Annotated in this window: 17 protein-coding genes; 11 read left to right on the top strand and 6 right to left on the bottom strand. The window is 72.6% G+C overall.

The features are described 5' to 3' along the window. The first annotated feature begins 33 nt into the window (after window positions 1–33). From DEJ08_RS13190 to DEJ08_RS13200, 3 genes are read left to right on the top strand one after another with little or no spacing between them, the layout of a single operon-like run. A complete protein-coding gene (locus tag DEJ08_RS13190) occupies window positions 34–984 on the top strand; it encodes a MetQ/NlpA family ABC transporter substrate-binding protein (protein WP_111054393.1) in 951 nt (316 codons plus the stop codon). After that, window positions 984–2030 (top strand): methionine ABC transporter ATP-binding protein, encoded by a 1047-nt coding sequence (locus DEJ08_RS13195; RefSeq protein ID WP_111054394.1) that lies wholly within the window; start codon window positions 984–986, stop codon window positions 2028–2030. The genes DEJ08_RS13190 and DEJ08_RS13195 overlap by 1 nt, the downstream gene beginning before the upstream one ends. After that, a complete protein-coding gene (locus tag DEJ08_RS13200; RefSeq protein WP_017888525.1) occupies window positions 2027–2701 on the top strand; it encodes a methionine ABC transporter permease in 675 nt (224 codons plus the stop codon). Before DEJ08_RS13195 ends, DEJ08_RS13200 begins: the two co-directional genes overlap by 4 nt. A gap of 544 nt (window positions 2702–3245) precedes the next feature. On the opposite strand, the gene DEJ08_RS13205 is transcribed toward DEJ08_RS13200, so the two are convergent. Together DEJ08_RS13205 and DEJ08_RS13210 are read right to left on the bottom strand one after the other, a co-directional pair. Continuing rightward, on the bottom strand, window positions 3246–4022 hold the full coding sequence (locus tag DEJ08_RS13205) for an endonuclease/exonuclease/phosphatase family protein (protein WP_071405095.1): 777 nt from the start codon (window positions 4020–4022) through the stop codon (window positions 3246–3248). A 133-nt stretch (window positions 4023–4155) separates the two neighbouring features. Continuing rightward, the gene (locus tag DEJ08_RS13210; RefSeq protein WP_111054395.1) at window positions 4156–5565 is read right to left on the bottom strand and encodes an MFS transporter; all 1410 of its coding nucleotides are present in this window, start codon (window positions 5563–5565) and stop codon (window positions 4156–4158) included. Between the two features lie 275 nt (window positions 5566–5840). Between DEJ08_RS13210 and DEJ08_RS13215 the strand changes: the two genes are divergently transcribed. After that, complete coding sequence (locus DEJ08_RS13215) at window positions 5841–7088, top strand: putative hexosyltransferase (protein ID WP_111038148.1); 1248 nt, start codon at window positions 5841–5843, stop codon at window positions 7086–7088. 122 nt (window positions 7089–7210) lie between these two features. Here the strand turns inward: DEJ08_RS13215 and DEJ08_RS13220 are convergent, their stop codons facing one another. The 3 genes from DEJ08_RS13220 to DEJ08_RS13230 all read right to left on the bottom strand — a co-directional run bounded on the left by DEJ08_RS13220 (window position 7211) and on the right by DEJ08_RS13230 (window position 10047). Then, window positions 7211–7702 (bottom strand): pyridoxamine 5'-phosphate oxidase family protein, encoded by a 492-nt coding sequence (locus DEJ08_RS13220; RefSeq protein ID WP_071405093.1) that lies wholly within the window; start codon window positions 7700–7702, stop codon window positions 7211–7213. Window positions 7703–8069: 367 nt separating this feature from the next. Further along, window positions 8070–8732, bottom strand: a complete 663-nt coding sequence (locus DEJ08_RS13225) for a hypothetical protein (RefSeq protein ID WP_111046751.1) — start codon at window positions 8730–8732, stop codon at window positions 8070–8072. 205 nt (window positions 8733–8937) lie between these two features. Continuing rightward, on the bottom strand, window positions 8938–10047 hold the full coding sequence (locus DEJ08_RS13230) for an LLM class flavin-dependent oxidoreductase (RefSeq protein WP_111233255.1): 1110 nt from the start codon (window positions 10045–10047) through the stop codon (window positions 8938–8940). A gap of 157 nt (window positions 10048–10204) precedes the next feature. Here DEJ08_RS13230 and DEJ08_RS13235 point away from each other — a divergent pair, with 157 nt between their 5' ends. Beyond that, on the top strand, window positions 10205–11143 hold the full coding sequence (locus DEJ08_RS13235; protein ID WP_027466280.1) for an SDR family oxidoreductase: 939 nt from the start codon (window positions 10205–10207) through the stop codon (window positions 11141–11143). A gap of 342 nt (window positions 11144–11485) precedes the next feature. On the opposite strand, the gene DEJ08_RS13240 is transcribed toward DEJ08_RS13235, so the two are convergent. Beyond that, entirely contained in the window at window positions 11486–12277 is a 792-nt protein-coding gene (locus DEJ08_RS13240; protein ID WP_181438974.1) for an NRDE family protein, read from the bottom strand. 64 nt (window positions 12278–12341) lie between these two features. On the opposite strand from DEJ08_RS13240, the gene DEJ08_RS13245 reads away from it, so the two are divergent. The 6 genes from DEJ08_RS13245 to DEJ08_RS13270 all read left to right on the top strand — a co-directional run bounded on the left by DEJ08_RS13245 (window position 12342) and on the right by DEJ08_RS13270 (window position 16799). Further along, window positions 12342–13610 carry a bifunctional phosphopantothenoylcysteine decarboxylase/phosphopantothenate synthase gene (locus DEJ08_RS13245; protein WP_111054422.1) on the top strand — a complete coding sequence of 423 codons (1269 nt, stop codon included), beginning with the start codon at window positions 12342–12344 and terminating at the stop codon, window positions 13608–13610. A gap of 78 nt (window positions 13611–13688) precedes the next feature. Beyond that, window positions 13689–14087 carry a DoxX family protein gene (locus DEJ08_RS13250; RefSeq protein ID WP_071405089.1) on the top strand — a complete coding sequence of 133 codons (399 nt, stop codon included), beginning with the start codon at window positions 13689–13691 and terminating at the stop codon, window positions 14085–14087. After that, entirely contained in the window at window positions 14084–14875 is a 792-nt protein-coding gene (locus DEJ08_RS13255) for a YqjF family protein (protein ID WP_163342685.1), read from the top strand. The genes DEJ08_RS13250 and DEJ08_RS13255 overlap by 4 nt, the downstream gene beginning before the upstream one ends. Beyond that, the gene (locus DEJ08_RS13260) at window positions 14872–15339 is read left to right on the top strand and encodes a DUF1810 domain-containing protein (RefSeq protein ID WP_071405087.1); all 468 of its coding nucleotides are present in this window, start codon (window positions 14872–14874) and stop codon (window positions 15337–15339) included. The genes DEJ08_RS13255 and DEJ08_RS13260 overlap by 4 nt, the downstream gene beginning before the upstream one ends. A 177-nt stretch (window positions 15340–15516) precedes the next feature. Continuing rightward, a complete protein-coding gene (locus tag DEJ08_RS13265) occupies window positions 15517–16167 on the top strand; it encodes a GntR family transcriptional regulator (protein WP_071405086.1) in 651 nt (216 codons plus the stop codon). Window positions 16168–16343: 176 nt separating this feature from the next. After that, on the top strand, window positions 16344–16799 hold the full coding sequence (locus tag DEJ08_RS13270) for a MarR family winged helix-turn-helix transcriptional regulator (RefSeq protein WP_027466277.1): 456 nt from the start codon (window positions 16344–16346) through the stop codon (window positions 16797–16799). Window positions 16800–16948: the final 149 nt, after the last annotated feature.

The raw sequence follows: 16948 nt of genomic DNA on the forward strand, positions 1-16948 counted from the left end.
CCCCCACACGCACGGCCCACGAGGAGCACCAGCATGTCCGCAGCCCCCGCACTGCCCGAGAAGCCGAAGGGCAAGCGCCCGATCGGCTGGATCGTCGCGGCCGCGATCGTCGTCGTGGCGATCGTCGTCGCCGTCGTCGTCGGCGCCCTCCGATCCGGGAGCAACGACGCCGGTGCCGCCGGCGACGCCGCCCCGAAGACCGTCACGATCGGTGTCGCGGACAAGTCGCTCGGCTACTGGAGCACGTACACGAAGCTCGCGAAGGACAAGCTCAACGTCACCGTCAAGCTGACGAACTTCTCGGACTACTCGCTGCCGAACCCCGCCCTCAAGGACGGCCAGCTGGACATCAACCAGTTCCAGCACATCCAGTACCTGGCGGACTACAACGTCACGTCGAACGACGACCTGCAGCCGATCGGCTCGACCGCCGTGTACCCGCTGCCGCTCTACGCGACGAAGTACGACAAGCCGTCCGAGCTGCCCGCGAACGCGAAGGTCGCGATCCCGAACGACTCGATCAACCAGGCCCGTGCGCTCCTGATCCTGCAGGCGGCCGACCTGATCACGCTGAAGGACGGCGGCTCGGCGTTCTCCACCGCGGACGACATCGAGACGAAGAAGGTCGACGTCCAGCCCCTCGACGCCTCGCAGACCGCGAACGCGCTGCAGCAGGGCTCCGTCGCCGCCGCCGTCGTGAACAACAACTTCGCCACCGCCGCCGGTCTGCCGATCTCGGACGCGATCTACCAGGACGATCCCTCGAGCGCGAGCGCCGCCCCGTACGTGAACGTCTTCGCCGTCCGCGACGAGGACAAGGGCAACAAGACCTACCTCGACCTCGCGGAGCTGTTCCAGGACGACGCCGTGCAGAAGGCCTTCGCGAAGGACCTGCCCGAGGCCGTCGCCCGCGACGAGAGCGCCTCGAAGCTGCAGGACGAGCTCACCCAGGTCGAGCAGGACGCGAAGGCGGCCAAGCAGTAGTGCCGGTCCTCGTCGAACTCCGCGGCGTCTCGAGGCACTACCGCCGCGCCGACACCGGCGAGACCGTGGTGGCCGTCGAGGACGTCTCCCTGGACGTGCACCAGGGAGAGGTCCTCGGCGTCATCGGGTACTCCGGTGCCGGCAAGTCCACCCTGGTCCGCCTGGTCAACGCGCTGGAGCTGCCGAGCTCCGGCACGGTGACCGTCGCGGGCCGCGAGCTGACGGCGATCCCCGAGCGGGACCGCCGTCTGGCGCGTCGCAACATCGGGATGATCTTCCAGCAGTTCAACCTGTTCCGGTCCCGCACGATCGCCGGCAACGTCGCGTACCCGCTCAAGGTCGCCGGCGTGCCGAAGGCCGAGCGGAACCGTCGCGTCGCCGAGCTGCTCGACTTCGTGGGCCTGCTCGAGCGCGCCCACGCCTACCCGGAGCAGCTGTCCGGCGGGCAGAAGCAGCGCGTCGGCATCGCCCGCGCCCTCGCCGCGTCGCCCGACCTGCTGCTCGCCGACGAGGCGACCAGCGCCCTCGACCCGGAGACCACGTCCGAGGTGCTCGCGCTGCTCCGCCGGGTCAACCGGGAGCTCGGCGTCACCATCATCGTCATCACGCACGAGATGGACGCCGTCCGGCAGATCGCCGACCGGGTCGCTGTGATGGAGCAGGGGCGGGTCGTCGAGGTCGGGGACGTCTACGACGTGTTCTCGACCCCGAAGACCGGTGCCGCGCAGCGCTTCGTCCGCACCGCGCTGCACGACCGGCCCTCCCCCGAGACGCTCCGGCGCCTGCGGGACCGCCACCCGGGTCGGCTCGTCACGGTGCAGATCACCGACGAGGCCGGGCTGCAGAACCGCATCGACGCCGCGTTCCGCGCCGCCGGGGTCACCGCCGAGCTCGTCTACGGCGGGGTCGGCGAGATCCGGGAGCGTCGGATCGGGTCGCTCACCTACGAGCTGAGCGCGCCCGGCGCCGAGCCCGACGCCATCGATCGCGCGATCGCCGCACTCCGCGCCGACGGCGTCACGACCGACGAGGAGGCCGCCGCGTGAACAACAACTCGTTCCAGAGCGTGATCGACACGTTCGACGTCTTCCTCGCCGCCATCCGCGACACCATCGTGATGTCGCTGATCTCGCTGGTCATCGCCGGGGTCATCGGCCTCGCGCTCGGCCTGCTGCTCTACGCGACCCGGCCGGGCAACGTCCTCGGCAACCGCACCGCGTACACGGTGCTCAACGTGTTCGTGAACCTGATCCGCCCGATCCCGTTCGTGATCTTCCTCGCCGCGATCGCGCCGCTGTCGCGGGTCGTCGTGCAGACCACGATCGGTGTCCCCGCGGTGACCTTCGCGATCTCGTTGGCCGCGGCCTTCGCGGTGTCCCGGATCGTCGAGCAGAACCTGCTGTCGGTCGACCCGGGCGTCGTCGAGGCGGCTCGGGCCTCGGGTGCGCACCCGGTCTCGATCCTGCTGACCGTGCTCATCCCCGAGGGCCTCGGCCCCCTGATCCTCGGCTACACGTTCATCTACATCGGCATCGTCGACATGACGGCGCAGGGTGCGCTGATCGGTGGCGGCGGGCTCGGCGAGTACGCGATCACCTACGGCTCGCAGCGCTACGACTGGTGGGTGGTCTACGTCTCGGTGGCGGCGATCGTCGTCATCGTGCAGCTCGGCCAGTTCATCGGCAACCGCTTGGCGCGGGCGACGCTGCGTCGCTGACGCGGGCGGGTTCCGAGGGCAACCGCCTGGAGGCCCGGTGCCGGTCCACGAGACCGGCACCGGGCCTCCGGTGCGTCGCCGCCCGGACGGACGCGCCCAGCGTCGTGCGCCGAGCGGTCACGACTCCCCGCGCATCTGCCGAGGTCGCACGAACCGTCGTTTACCGGGCCCGCAACCGACAGTTCCCGACCACTCGGCGCCGCGCACGCGGCATGTCGTGCGACCTCGGCACGGGCTGCCGAGCGGTCACGACTCCCCGCTCACGTCCGCGGAGGTCGCACGAACCGTCGCCGGGCGCCCCCGCAACCGACAGTTCCCGACCACTCGGCGCCGCGCACGCGGCATGTCGTGCGACCTCGGCACGAGCCCGCCGCCGCGCCCGACGGGCCACCGCCGGACGGTCACGACTCCCCGCTCACCTCCGCCGAGGTCGCACGAAGTGTCGGCTGGCGTCTCCGCAACCGACAGTTTGCGACCACTCGGCGATGCGCACGCGGCATGTCGTGCGACCTCGGCGGCCGGCACGAGCGGCCGCCGACGCGGGTCAGGCGGCGGGAGCCTCGACGGTGGTGACGGCGCCGGTCTCGCCGGGGTGCTCGTAGTGGGCACGGACCAGGATCGGGCGGTGGTCGGAGATGCCGGCCGGCAGGGTCTCGACGCCCGCGATGTGCAGGCCGACACTCGTCGCGAAGTCGAAGTGGCCGGTGAACTTGCGGTAGCGCAGGTACGTCGGCTGGTCGGACAGCGACAGCGCGAAGCCGCCCTGCTCGATCTTGCGGCGCAGGTTCGTCTGGAACCACGGGTAGTTGAAGTCGCCGACCATGACCGCGGGGACGTCCTTCGCCAGCTCGCGCAGGAACTGGTGCGCGGCCTCGATCTGCTTGCGACGCAGGGAGTTCGTCGCGGTCAGGGGCGAGGCGTGGAACGACGCGACGACGACCTCGGCATCGGCCTCGGTGTCGCGCAGGTGCATCGCGATGAGCCGTTCGTGCGCGGGTGCGAGGACCCGGTCGTGCAGCGACTTCTGCAGCGAGTGGATGCTGAAGTCCTGCACCTCGAAGCGGTCGTCGCGCTTGTAGATCGCGAGTCCGAGTCGGTTGGTGCGGGTCGACGCGGCGAGCGAGAGGCCGCCGATCGACGGTGCGAGGTCGTTGCTGTCGCACTCCTGGACGCACAGGACGTCGGCGTCGGACGCCTCGGCCAGTGCGGCGAGCTCGCTGTTCGCGGTGTGCTCGCGGAGGTTGTAACTGACGACACGGAGCTGCGTGGGCTGCACGGTCTGCTCTGATGCGATCGTGCTCTGCTGCTCTGGCGCGGCCATGCTGCCTTCCTGTCCGGGTGTTCCGGTCACCCTGCCGCGGTCACCGTACTCGGGTACCGCGGACGGTTGCTGAGACTGTAACGCCTGCCGGGTTTCGTCCGTGTGACCGTGACGGAAACGGACAGCGGCGGGATCAGGCGCGGACACGGCGGACCGGGCGGACGGTGTCGCCCGCTGTGCGACTCATCAGGATGCCCTCCACGCAGGCGATCACGAGCAGGGCGGCGATGACCCAGAACGCGGCTGCGTACGGCCCGTCGCCGCCCAGCCCGGAGGCCGCCCGGATGACCACGGCGGCGACGGCGACACCGAAGCCCGCGGCGGTCTGCTGCAGCGTCGACGACAGCGTGTTCGCGGGGGTCATGTCGGCCTGCTCGACGTCGGCGAAGGCGATGGTGTTGTACGCCGTGAAGCCCACGGAGCGGGCGGCACCGCTGACGACGAGCAGCACGGCGAGCAGCCAGAACGGGGTGTCCTCGGTCATGAACGCCATCGCGACCACGGTCAGCGCGGCGACGGCCGACGACACGATGATCACCGGGCGGTAGCCGAACCAGCGGAGGAACGGCGTCGTCATCGGCTTGATGCCGAGGTTGCCGACGAACACCCACAGCACGGCGGACCCGGCGAGCACGGCGCTCCAACCCCAGGCGTCCTGGAACAGCAGCGGGAGCACGAACGGCACCGCGGACACCGCCAGGCGGAACAGGCCGCCGCCGGCGTGCGACACCCGGAAGGTCTCGAGCCGGAACGCGTCGAGCCCCATGATCGGGTGCGGAGCCCGGCGGAAGTGCCGGATCGCGAGCCAGCAGCACACCGCGCCGAGGATGCCGGAGACGACGACCGCGGTGACCGGCACGACGTCGAGCGCGAGCAAGGACGCCATGACCACGAGCGAGCCGAGCCCGACGCAGGCGAGCAGCGACCCGAACCAGTCGAACGGCACCCGCTGCGCCGCACGCTCCTGCGGCACGAGCACCAGGGCGGCGACGAAGGCGATGACGCCGAGCGGGATGTTGATGAGGAAGATCCAGTGCCACGTCAGCGTCTCGACGAGCACGCCGCCGATGAACGGCGCGATGATCGGTGCGGCGAGGGCCGGCCAGGTCAGGATGGCGATGGCGGTGACGAGTTGTTCGCGCCCGGCGCTCCGGAGCACGACGAGCCGGCCGACGGGCACCATGAGCGCTCCACCGAGGCCCTGCAGGATGCGCCACAGCGTCAGCTCGACCAGCCCCGTGGACAGCGCGCACAGGGCGGACGCGATCGTGAACAGCGCGATGGCCCCGGCGAAGACGGTCCGCGAACCGATCCGGTCGGTGAGCCAGCCGGACACCGGGATGAACACCGCGAGGGTCACGAGGTACGCGGTGATCGTGACGCCCACCGCGGCGGAGTCGACCCCGAGGTCACGCCCCATGGCCGGGGCGGCGGTCGCCAGGATCGTGCCGTCCAGGAGCTCCATGAAGAAGGTCCCGGCCACCAGCACGGCGACCGCCGTGCTGCGCGTCCGTCGTCTGGGTGTCGTCGCCGTCGTCGTCATCGCCCACCGAGACTATGCCCGCGGACGTCCGCGCTGTCACGGACGGGCCGCCCACCGGACGGGACACCGGACGGGACACCGGACGGGACACCGGACGGGACACCGGGCGCGGCACCGACCACCCGCCGGACGCCGCACCCGCCACCCACCGGACGCGACGCAGCGCACACGACGCGGGACGGGCCTCCAGGCGCAGTTCCGGGCGATCCTCACGCTCGGGCCGACTAGCCTGTCCGGGTGCCGACCCGACCACACGAACGCCGAGGAACTCGCGCGTGAGCCGCACCGACAGTGCCGGCGTGGTCGCCGCGGGCACGGCCAGCGGTCGACGACGTGTCCTGGACACCGTTGCCTCGCTGCCGGCGTGGGCGGCGGTCCTGCTCGTCTGGACGGGCGGCCGGGTCCTGTCGACCCTGTGGCTCGCGCTCGCGTACCCGCTCATCGGTCGTGCGCTCCCGGGCAACGCGATCTGGGGCAACGAGCACGGGTTCGGCGCGTTCCTGGTGGCCTGGGACGGGCAGTACTACGAGCAGATCTCGCTGCACGGGTACCCCGACGCGCTGCCGCTCGACGCCGCCGGCAACGTCGCGCAGAACGCCTGGGCCTTCCTGCCGGCGTTCCCCTTCACGATCCGGGCGCTGACCGCCTCGACCGGGGTGCCGTTCGAACTCGGTGCACCGCTCGTCGCGATCGTCGCCGGACTGCTCGCCACCTACCTGCTGCACCGCCTGGTGCGGGACCGCGCCGGGCACGCCGCCGCGATGTGGGCGGTCTTCTTCTTCAGCTGCGGTCCGCTGTCGTTCCTGCTGCAGGTCGGGTACGCGGAGAGCATGTTCCTCGCGCTGTCGTTCGGGGCGCTGCTCGCCCTGGAGCGTCGGCGCTACGGGCTCCTGACGGCACTCGGCGTCGCCGCGGCGTTCACCCGCCCCGGTGCCCTGGCGATCCCGCTCGTGCTCGGCGTCGTCGCACTCGTGCGGTGGGTCCGTGCACGGCGCGAGACCGGCCGGGTGTTCGAGGGCTTCCCGCTCCGCGAGCAGGTCCGGGTCGTCGCCGCGGGGTTGACCATGGTCCTCGCCGGGCTCGCCTGGCCGGTGATCGCCTCGCACGCCACCGGGACACCGAACGCCTACCTGGAGACCGAGATGTCCTGGTGGGTGAACTTCATCGGCCGGGTGGATTTCGTCCCGCTGACGCCGTGGTTCCTCATCGCGGGCCGCTGGCTCGGCGTGGGCGGGATCCTGATCGTGGTGTTCCTGCTCGTCACGTACCCGATCTGGCTGCTCCGCCGCTCGACGCTGCGGCTCGGGCCCACGACGGTGCTGTACTCGGCCGCGTACGCGCTGTACATCTTCGCGGTGTCGCTGCCGATGGCCTCGACCCCGCGGCTGCTCATGCCGCTCGCGCCGCTGTTCGGGTCGCCCGAGCTGGTCGCAAAGCCCTGGATGCGGTGGACCTTCGTGACGGCCGCGTTGGCCGGGCAGCCGGTGCTGGTCGCGGTGCTGTGGCTGCTCGGCCCTCCGTGAGCGGCTGAGGCGCAGGCACCGCACACGACGCACAAGCACCGTGCGCGGCGCCCCCGACGCGGCACGACGCCGCCGTCCGGACAGGACGACGACGTCGCGCGCTACGCGTCAGGCGTCGCGCCTCAGAGCTCGACCGTGCCGTGGTCGCCGGTGTCCGGCTGGCTCTGCTTACCGAGCGCCGCCTTGAACATCTGCACCAGACTGCCGACCGGCCCGGTGTCCTGGGTCCAGTACTCGACCGAGACCCCCTCGACCGTCAGCAGCCGGATCGACGGGTCCTGACGGCCCTCGGGGAACCAGGCCTCGGCGAACGGGGACCACAGCTCGTCGACGACCGAGTCGTCCTGGGTCACGGTCGCGGTCCCGGCGATGGAGAGGTACCCGCCCTGCGACTCGATCGAGACGTTGACGTGCGGGTTCCGCGCGATGTCCTCGACCTTCTCGCTGCCGTCCTGCACCAGGAACCGCAGGGTCCCGTGGAACGTCTTGTCCTGCACCGCGAGGGGCCTGGCGTGCAGGTTCCCGTCCTCGCTCACCGTGGTGAGCAAGGCCGTGTGGGCGCCGTGGACGATGTCCGAGATGGCGGCGCGCTGGTCCGTCTGTGTGTCGGTCATGGTGCTCCTTTGCGTCATGCGCCCCGCTCCGCCGACGTGCGACCGTCGATGCACGGGGCCGTACCGTTCCGACCAGTGTGCCCCTCCGGCGCTGGACGCGTCAGCCCGGCGCGTCGACGTGGTCCGGTCGCGGTCGGCCTGGAGGCCCGGTGCACGCCCGTCACGCCGCCACCGCCCGGCGCGCGCCGGCCTCCGAGCCGTGCATGCGTGTGCAGGAAGCGACACCACACGCGTCGATCGACAGGTGGAACGTCGTTGCATGCACACGCACCGGATGCGTGTGCATCGAGCGACCGGACACGAGTCGATCGACGCGCGGATCGTCGGAACATGCGCACGCACGGAACCGACGCCGGGCCAGCCGAGGTCAGGCGGGTTCGCGGATCGTGGTCTCGACGTCGACGACCTGCGGGATCTTCGGCATCGAGGCGAAGCCGAACGCCACGGGCGGGTCGAGCGGCGCCAGGTCCCCGAGGGGCTCCCCCGCCCAGGTCCCGCGCACGCCGGTGACGTCGTGCGCCCCGGTGACGCCGTAGTACTCGCGCCGGCCGTTGCCCGCCGAGCCCGCGGTCCCGGACCCGGGCGCGAGCAGCCGTGCCACGGGGTCGATCGCGGCGAGCCAGCGCGGGTCGCGGGCGATCGGCTTCGGGACGATGCGCAGGATCCGGCCGAGCGGCGAGATGCCGCCGACGTCGATCGAGGCCTGCAGCGCCCCGGCGGACAGTTCGAGCCCGCGCGCGGTGCGGCGGGCGCGGACGTCGACGACCGAGACGGTGTCGAAGCGGTAGGTGCCGGAGACGTACGCGGCGACGATCTCGTCGGGTGCGAGCAGCACGCTGGTGCCGTCGGGGAGCTCGAGGAACACGTCCGTGAACGGCCCGAACGGCGAGCGGTCCCACATGCCGACGACGATCCGGACGCCCGAGGTGGTGCCGACGCCCATGATCCGGCCGCGGAACCGGCGTTCGACGGCGGAGCCTGCGGCGTGACCAGCAGCGGGACCGGAGGCGTGGTCGGGGCGTGACGACATGCCCTGGACCGTACCCGCGGCCCCCGTGAGCCGATCTCGGCGGCCGGCCCGGGCCTCCCGGCCGTCACCCGCGCGCCGCACGGACCGGAACCTGAACGCAAAACACCGGTGTCCACGCTCCGAACACCCGCGAAGGGGGGTGCGGAGCGCGAACACCGGTGTTTTGCGGACCGAACCGGACCGGACCCGGACGGGCCCGCGACCGTCAGGCGACGGGGACGGGCTGCGCCAGCAGCTCGCGCACGCGGGGCGCGACCTCGGTGCCGTAGAGCTCGATCGAGCGCATCATGTCGGCGTGCGGCAGGCGACCCGTGGCGTACCGCATGTCGAAGCGCGAGGCGCCGAGGATCCGCATGTTGCGCGCGACCTTCCGGGCGACGGTCTCCGGGGAGCCGACGTAGAGCGAACCGCCGGCCGACAGGCTCGCGCGGTACCCGGCGACGTCGAGGGGCGGCCAGCCGCGCTCCCGGCCGAGCTGGTCGGTGACGGCCTTGTGGTACGGCCAGTAACGCTCGGCCGCCTCTTCGTCGGTGGCGGCCACGAAGCCCGGCGAGTGCATCGCGATGGGCTGCTGCGGCAGGTCGAGCTGCGCGAGGGCCTGGCGGTACAGGCGCGAGAACGGGGCGAACTGGGCCGGCTGCCCGCCGATGATGGCGAGGAACAGCGGCAGGCCGTACGACGCGGCACGGATGACCGACTGCGGGGAGCCGCCGACACCGATCCAGGTCGGGATGGCACCGTGCTCGAGCTTCGGGAAGACGTCCTGGTCGACCAGGCCCGCACGCTTCGTGCCGGACCAGGTGACGGCGTCGCCGCCGCGCAGCGCTGCCCAGAGCTGGAGCTTCTCCTCGAACAGGACCTCGTAGTCGCTCAGCTCGTAGCCGAACAGCGGGAACGACTCGGTGAAGGAGCCACGGCCCAGGATGACCTCGGCGCGGCCGTTCGACAGGGCGTCGACGGTGGCGAAGCGCTCGTACACGCGGACGGGGTCGTCGGAGGACAGCACCGTGACCGCGGAGCCCATCCGGATGCGCTCGGTGCTGGCGGCGATCGCGGCGAGGACGACCTCGGGGGCGCTCACGACGAAGTCGGCCCGGTGGTGCTCCCCGACGCCGATGAAGTCGACGCCGACCTGGTCGGCGAGGACGGCCTGGTCGACGACGTCGCGGATGCTCTGCGCGTCGGACTGCAGGCTGCCGTCGGCGCGCTCGGTGACGTCACCGAAGGTGTCGAGGCCGAGCTGCAGCGGTCCGATCCGGTCGGGTGCGGGCGGCGGGACGTCCGAGGGACGGTCGGTGCCGAATGCGTTGCTCATGGTGTCCTCCTGGTCGCACTTCCATGCGTTTGCATCAACATAGCACGACCGCGGCGTGCGCGCACGGGGTCGGCGGCCGGGTCGGCGCCCGGGTCGGTCCCCGCCCGCACCGGGCCCGGACCGGGGTCGGCCAGCCCGGACGAGTACGGTCACCCGCATGCCGAACCTCCCCGACCAGACCGGACGCCGCATCGTCGTCACCGGGTCCAACAGCGGCACCGGACAGGAGGCCGCCCTGCGCCTCGCCGGAGCCGGCGCCAGTGTCGTGCTCGCCGTCCGCAGCACCGAGAAGGGCGAGACCGCCGCCGCCGGCATCCGCGCCGCCCACCCCGCAGCCGACGTGGAGGTCCGCGAACTCGACCTCGCCGACCTGGCGAGCGTCCGCCGCTTCGCCAGCGGCATCGTCGACGAGGAACGTCCGATCGACGTCCTGGTCAACAACGCCGGTGTGATGGCCCCGCCGGAGCGCTTCGAGACCGTCGACGGCTTCGAGCTGCAGTTCGGCACGAACTTCCTCGGCCCGTTCGCCCTGACGAACCTGCTGCTCCCGTCGCTGCTGCGCGCGCGCACGCCCCTCGCCGACGGCCCCCTGGCCGAGGCACCCCGGGTCGTCACAATGTCGAGCCTCGCCGCGATCCCCGGACGGATCCGCTTCGCCGACCTGCAGTGGGAGCGCGGCTACAACGGCTGGCGCGCCTACGCGCAGTCGAAGCTCGCCGACCTGCTGCTCGCGCTGCACCTGCACCGCCTGACCGTCGAGGCCGACGTGCCACTGGTCAGCACCGCCGCCCACCCCGGCTACACCCGGACGAACCTGCAGGCCGCGGGACGCTCGCTCGGTCGGTCGAAGCCGGTGCGGTCGAGCAACCGCGCCCTGCCGTTCACCCAGGCCGTCGAGCAGGGCACCGAGCCGCTGCTGTACGCGGCGGTCGGACCGAACGCCGTGGGCGGTGCGTACTACGGCCCCTCGGGTCCGTTCGGCATGACCGGTCCGACCACCACCGTGTCGATCCCCGGGTCCGCGCGGAGTGCCGACCTCGCCCGCTCGCTCTGGGCCGTCGCCGAGGACCTCACCGGGACGCGCCCGCCGCTCTAGACGAGACGCCGGCGTCTCGCCAGGACGCCTCCAGCGCCACGAGACGCCGCCGAATCCGGGGGCGTCTCGCGCACCTGGCGGCGTCGAACGAGCACGCCGGCGTCTCGCGCGCTCGAGAACCCGGGGACAGGCGAACGGGAGGCCCGTGGTCACTCCACCACGGGCCTCCCGTCCGGTGGTGGGGAGCGCATGCTGCACGCCGGCGTCATCCCGAGGCGCCCCGGAACGCACGAGACGCCGCCGTGTTCGGCGGCGTCTCGGCGAGACACCGGCGTCTCGCGCCGGGCGCGGGGCACGGGGCACCGCCGGGAGGCCCGGGGCGGGTCCGGCACGCCGCCGGCGTCAGGCGCGGTGCAGCTCCACCGACCCGTCCAGCCGACCGGGTTCGGTCAGGCGGGCGTGCTGCAGGACGGTGCGGCCCGGCGCGATCGCCGCGGCGACGATCGACAGGGTCGTCATGTGCCCCTCGGCCTCGTGCACGTCGCGGAGGATCGCGTCGGGGTGGTCGCTCGGCAGCGCTGCGGACTCCGCGAGCACGCCGAACCAGCCGCCCCAGCCGTCCCCGGCGTCACCACCGGAGTCCACGGTGCGGAGTTCGTCGAACGGTCCGAGCACCGGCGGACCGGACGGGGCGTCGACGGCACGGAAGGCCTCGAGCCACCGACCGATGCGTGGCGCTGCGGGGTCGTCGGCCGCACCGTGCGTGACCATGTGGACGCCGGGGCCGAGGTCGGTGGTGCGGACCTGTTCGCCGTCCCAGGTCAGCACCGAGGCGCCCTCGGCCGTGGCGCGCACCAGGTTGAAGGCCCGCGTGGTCGGCAGTGTGCCGTCGTGTCCGGGCAGCAGGTCGTCGGCGACGGCGTCCACCGGCACCACGCCGCGGGTCGTCCACGTGCCGTCGACGCTCGTCACGGGTTCGGCGCGGTTGAGCACCACGGCCAGGCCGGCTCGGTCGGACGCGGCGAGCCACGCACCACCGGCGGAGCGGTCACGGACACCACGGAGGTCCGGGTCGCGGTCCGGCCACCAGGCAGCGGGCGGGTCCCACGGACGCTCGGGCGACTCGTCCCGCAGGGCGAGCACGGTGACGGGCCACGCGGACCCGGGGTCGACGCGGACGACGACGGTGCACATGCCGTCGATCCTCGCACGTGGCCCCGGTAGCGTGAGCCAGGTGAACGCAGCAGCACAGCGCACCCTGACCGTCATCGTGGGGATCACCGGGGGCATCGCCGCCTACAAGGCCGTCGGGGTCGTCCGCGACCTGGTCAAGCGCGGCCACGACGTGCACGTCGTCCCGACCGAGGGCGCCCTGCGCTTCGTCGGGCTGCCGACGCTCGAGGCCCTCAGCCGCAACCCCGTCACCACGAGCGTGTGGGACGACGTCGCCGAGGTGCGCCACGTCGCGCTCGGTCGCCGGGCCGACCTGGTCGTCATCGCCCCGGCCACCGCCGACTCGCTCGCCCGGATGGCGCACGGCCTGGCGAGCGACCTGCTCGGCACGACGCTGCTCGCGACCGAGGCGCCCGTCGTCGTCGCTCCGGCGATGCACCCGCAGATGTGGGAGCACCCCGCGACCCGTGCGAACGTCGCCACGCTGCGTGACCGCGGCGTCCACCTGGTCGGCCCGGTCGTCGGCGCGCTCACCGGCGACGATGCGGGCATCGGTCGGATGGCGGAGCCCGAGGACATCGTCGCCGCAGCGCTCGCCGTGCTCGACCAGCACCCCGCACCGGCCGGCCGCCGCAGTGCGGACACCGGCACCGCGGCCAGCACCGGGGCCCGTGGTGAGCAGGGCGACCTGGCCGGCGTCCGTGTCGTCGTCAGCGCGGGCGGCACCCGCGAACCCTTCGACCCGGTGCGGTTCGTCGGCAACCGTTCGAGCGGCCGCCAGGGCATCGCGATCGCCGCCGACGCCGTCCGTCGTGGCGCGTCCGTGACCCTCGTCGCCGCGAACGTCGAGGGCTCGCTGACCGCCGGACTGGACGCGACCGTGGTGCCCGTCGGGTCCGCGCTCGAACTCGCCGAGGCCGTGCACGCCGCCGCCACCGAAGCGGACGTCGTCGTGATGACCGCCGCCGTCGCCGACTACCGTCCGGCCGAGGTGCTCACCGAGAAGCTCAAGAAGGACTCCCAGGGCGAGCGCATGACGCTCGAGCTGGTGCGGAACCCGGACGTGCTCGCCGACCTCGTGGCGGCACGGCGGACCGGGCAGATCATCGTCGGGTTCGCTGCCGAGACCGAGCCCGACCGCGACGCGCGGATCGAGCTCGGGCGCGCCAAGATCAGCCGGAAGCCGGCGGACCTGCTCGTCGTGAACCACGTCGGCTGGTCGGCCGGCTTCGAGCGCGAGGAGAACGCGATCGAGGTCCTGGTGCCCGGTGGCGAGGTGGTCCGCGAGACCTCCGGCACGAAGGCCGAGGTGGCGACGGCGGTCCTCGACCTCGTCGCGACCGCCCTGACGTGAACGGGCACTGACGTGAACGGGCACTGACGTGAACGGGCACTGACCTGGTTCCGAGGACCGGCGAGCACGATGGGGCGCATGCGACGACGTGAGCGGATCCGACGTGCCAACCGCACGGCCACCATCCTGGCTGTGATCCTCGGCGGAGCCGGGATCACCCACTTCCTACGCCCGCGCCACTACGACCGGATCGTGCCGGACGCGCTGCCCCCGCGGTTGACCACGCTGGCCTCCGGGGTGGCCGAACTGGGCATCGCCGCCGGGCTCGCGTTCCCCGCCACCCGCCGTGCCTCGGGGTGGGCCGCCGCGGCGCTGTTCGCGGCGGTGTTCCCGGCCAACGTCAAGATGGCGAACGACCTGCTCGACCACCCCCGCTCGAGCCGAGCGATGCGGCTGATCGGGGTCCTGCGGCTCCCCCTGCAGCTGCCGCTGGTCCTCTGGAGCATGCGCGTCGGTCGGCACGCACCGAAGCCGTGACCCAGCCGTCGTGGACCCGCGCGGCGGTGCCCTTGCTGCACCGCCCGGTCACCCAGCACGCCTGGGAGGACATCGTGTTCGCGCACTGGCGGCACGACCCGGCGTCGCTGCAGCGGCTCGTCCCCCGCGGGACCCGTCCGGACGTGGTCGACGGCAGCGCCTGGGTGGGGCTGTCGGCGTACGTGTTCCGGGAGACCCGGGTGCCGCCGTTCCCGTCTGCCGGGCGGCTCGGCACCATGACCGAGGTCACGATCGAGGTGCTCACGGTGGACGACCAGGGGCGGCGCGGGGTGACCTACCGCACGGTCGACACCGCGAACGTGCCCGCCATCGTGGCCGCGCACGCACTGCTCGGCGTGCCGTACACGTTCGCGCACGCACGTTCCCGTCGCCGCGGTGACGCGGTGGCGCACCGCTCCGTCCGGCACCCGACCCGCGCGCTGCACCCGGTGCGGTGGGCGCGGTCGCTCCGGCAGGAACGCCCGACCGGTGCGGTGCGCCCGAAGCACGCGGCCTCGGTGCGGGTGACCGCCGGCGAGGTCGTCGACACCCCGCTGGCCGCCGAGCTCACCACCCGCGCCGGCATCCACGCGCGGTACCTGGCGCAGACCCTGTTCTGGCAGCGACAGCACCCGGTGCTCACCACCCGTTCGGCCACGCTCGACCGGCTCGAGGGCGACCTGCCCGACGCCGTCGGCATGCCGGGGTTGTTCGACCGGGCCCCGGACTCCCTGCTCGTGGTCGACGGCACGACCGTCCGGTACGGCTGGGGCGGGGTCGTCCGGTGACGGGCGCACGCTCCGACGCTCAGGCCGACGACCCGTTCGACCTCGACCGCTTCGTCCGGGCCCAGCAGGGTGTTCACGACGTCGCGCTCGACGAACTGCGTCGGGGCCGGAAGTCGTCGCACTGGATGTGGTTCGTGTTCCCGCAGCTGGCCGGCCTGGGGCGGAGCGCCACGGCCGTGCGCTACGCGATCACCGGGACGGACGAAGCCAGCGCCTACCTGGCACACCCGGTGCTCGGGCCCCGTCTGCTCACCGCGGCCGACGTCGCACACGACGCCCCCGCCCGCTCCGCCGACGCCCTGCTCGGGGGCATCGACGCGGTGAAGCTCCGGTCGTCGATGACCCTCTTCGCCCGGGTCGCGACCGACCCACAGCCGTTCGTCGCCGTGCTGGACCGCTGGTACGACGGCGCCGAGGACCCGGCCACGCTCCGCTTGCTCGGAGAGCGCCCGGAACACGAGTGACGCGCGCGACGCACGCGACGCACGACGCGCGTGACCGGCATCTGAACGTCCACACTGACACGCGCTGAGCCGACCGCAACGCCGTTGTCATATCAGGTACGGTGATGCGAGCACGTGCGATGTCGACCGTGCCCGTTCGCCCGGCGCCCCGACGCCGCCGCCCCCGAAGGAGAACGCATGCCGGTCCCCCGCAGCGCCCCGACCGAGCACCAGCTGCTCCGTGACACCGTCCGCCACAAGATCCACGACGCGATCATGGACGGGACGCTCCTGCCCGGGGAACGGCTGAACGACGACGAGCTCATCTCGTGGCTCGGCGTCTCCCGGACACCCATCCGCGAGGCCCTGAGCCAGCTGTCCCGCGCCGGCCTGATCGAGATGGCCCCGAACCGGTACACCCGCGTCACCACGCCGGACCCCGCCGAGGTCATCGAAGCGATGCAGACCCTCGGCGTGCTGTTCGGCGGCGTGGTCCGGCTCGCGGTCCCGCGCCTCGGTTCGGCGAGCCGGAAGAAGATCCTGGCCCAGCTCGACAAGACGATCACCGAGCTCGAGGCCCACGAGGTCGCCGCCGTCAACCACGACGCCCTCGACGTCTTCGCCCTGTACGTCGCCGAGTGCGGCAACGAGAACCTGCAGCGCGTCTGCCGCGACACGATGGACGGCCTGGCGTTCCGGCTGCGACTGCCGAACCTCGACGAACTGGTCGACTGGGACCGGATGACCGAGGACTTCCGGCGTCTCCGGGCGGCGACCGAGTCCGGCGACAACGTCGCGGCCGAGCTCGCGACCGAGGCGATCCACCAGCTGCCGGGCGAGAAGCACTGAGTCCACCTGTACCGGCGTACAGGAACCGACCGTCTCGCGCACGCGAGGCGGGCTGTCGACGCTCCACGGGCCTCCCGGTCGGCGGCCCGGCCACGCGCGTGACGCTCCCAGTCCCGGGGCCGCGCGGACCGATAGCATCGCTGGCGACCACCTGAACCAGGCACCCGGAGCAGCACATGAACCCCCGCCCGACGGACCGTACCGAGGTCGCCGCACGCCTGGCCGCCGCGGTCGGTCGGATCAACCGACGGGCCCGCACCGACTCGGCCTCGCTCGGGTACGGCATCGTGTCGGCGCTCGCGTCGATCCAGCGGCACGGACCCCTGCGCCCCGGCGACCTGTCGCGGATCGAGGTGGTCACGAAACCGACGATGACCCGCATCCTGACCGAGCTCGAGCAGCGCGGCTTCATCCAGCGCGAGGCCGACCCGCGCGACGGCCGGGCGTTCATGGTGACGGCCACGCCGGAGGGCATCGAGGCGGTCGAGCAGGCCCGCGCGAACCGCACCGGGATCGTCGCCGAGCTCATCGCCGAGCTCGACGAATCGGACGTCCAGGCGATCGCCGGTGCCCTGGCCGCGCTCGAGCGTGTCGCCCAGGGCGAGCACGCCCAGGAACCTCACACCTTCTAGGCCCCGCACGACCGTTACCGAACCGTTACCAAGCGGTGGACGGACCGTTCTGCCAGCGTTCCTGGACGCGCTGCCCAGTCTGACCGGTCATGGTGTCGGCTCCGCCTGACCGCGGCCACCCCACGGCTGCTCCCGGCGGACGGACGGGC

It is taken from the genome of Curtobacterium sp. MCLR17_054 (assembly GCF_003234335.2).
Classification (GTDB): Bacteria; Actinomycetota; Actinomycetes; order Actinomycetales; family Microbacteriaceae; genus Curtobacterium; species Curtobacterium flaccumfaciens.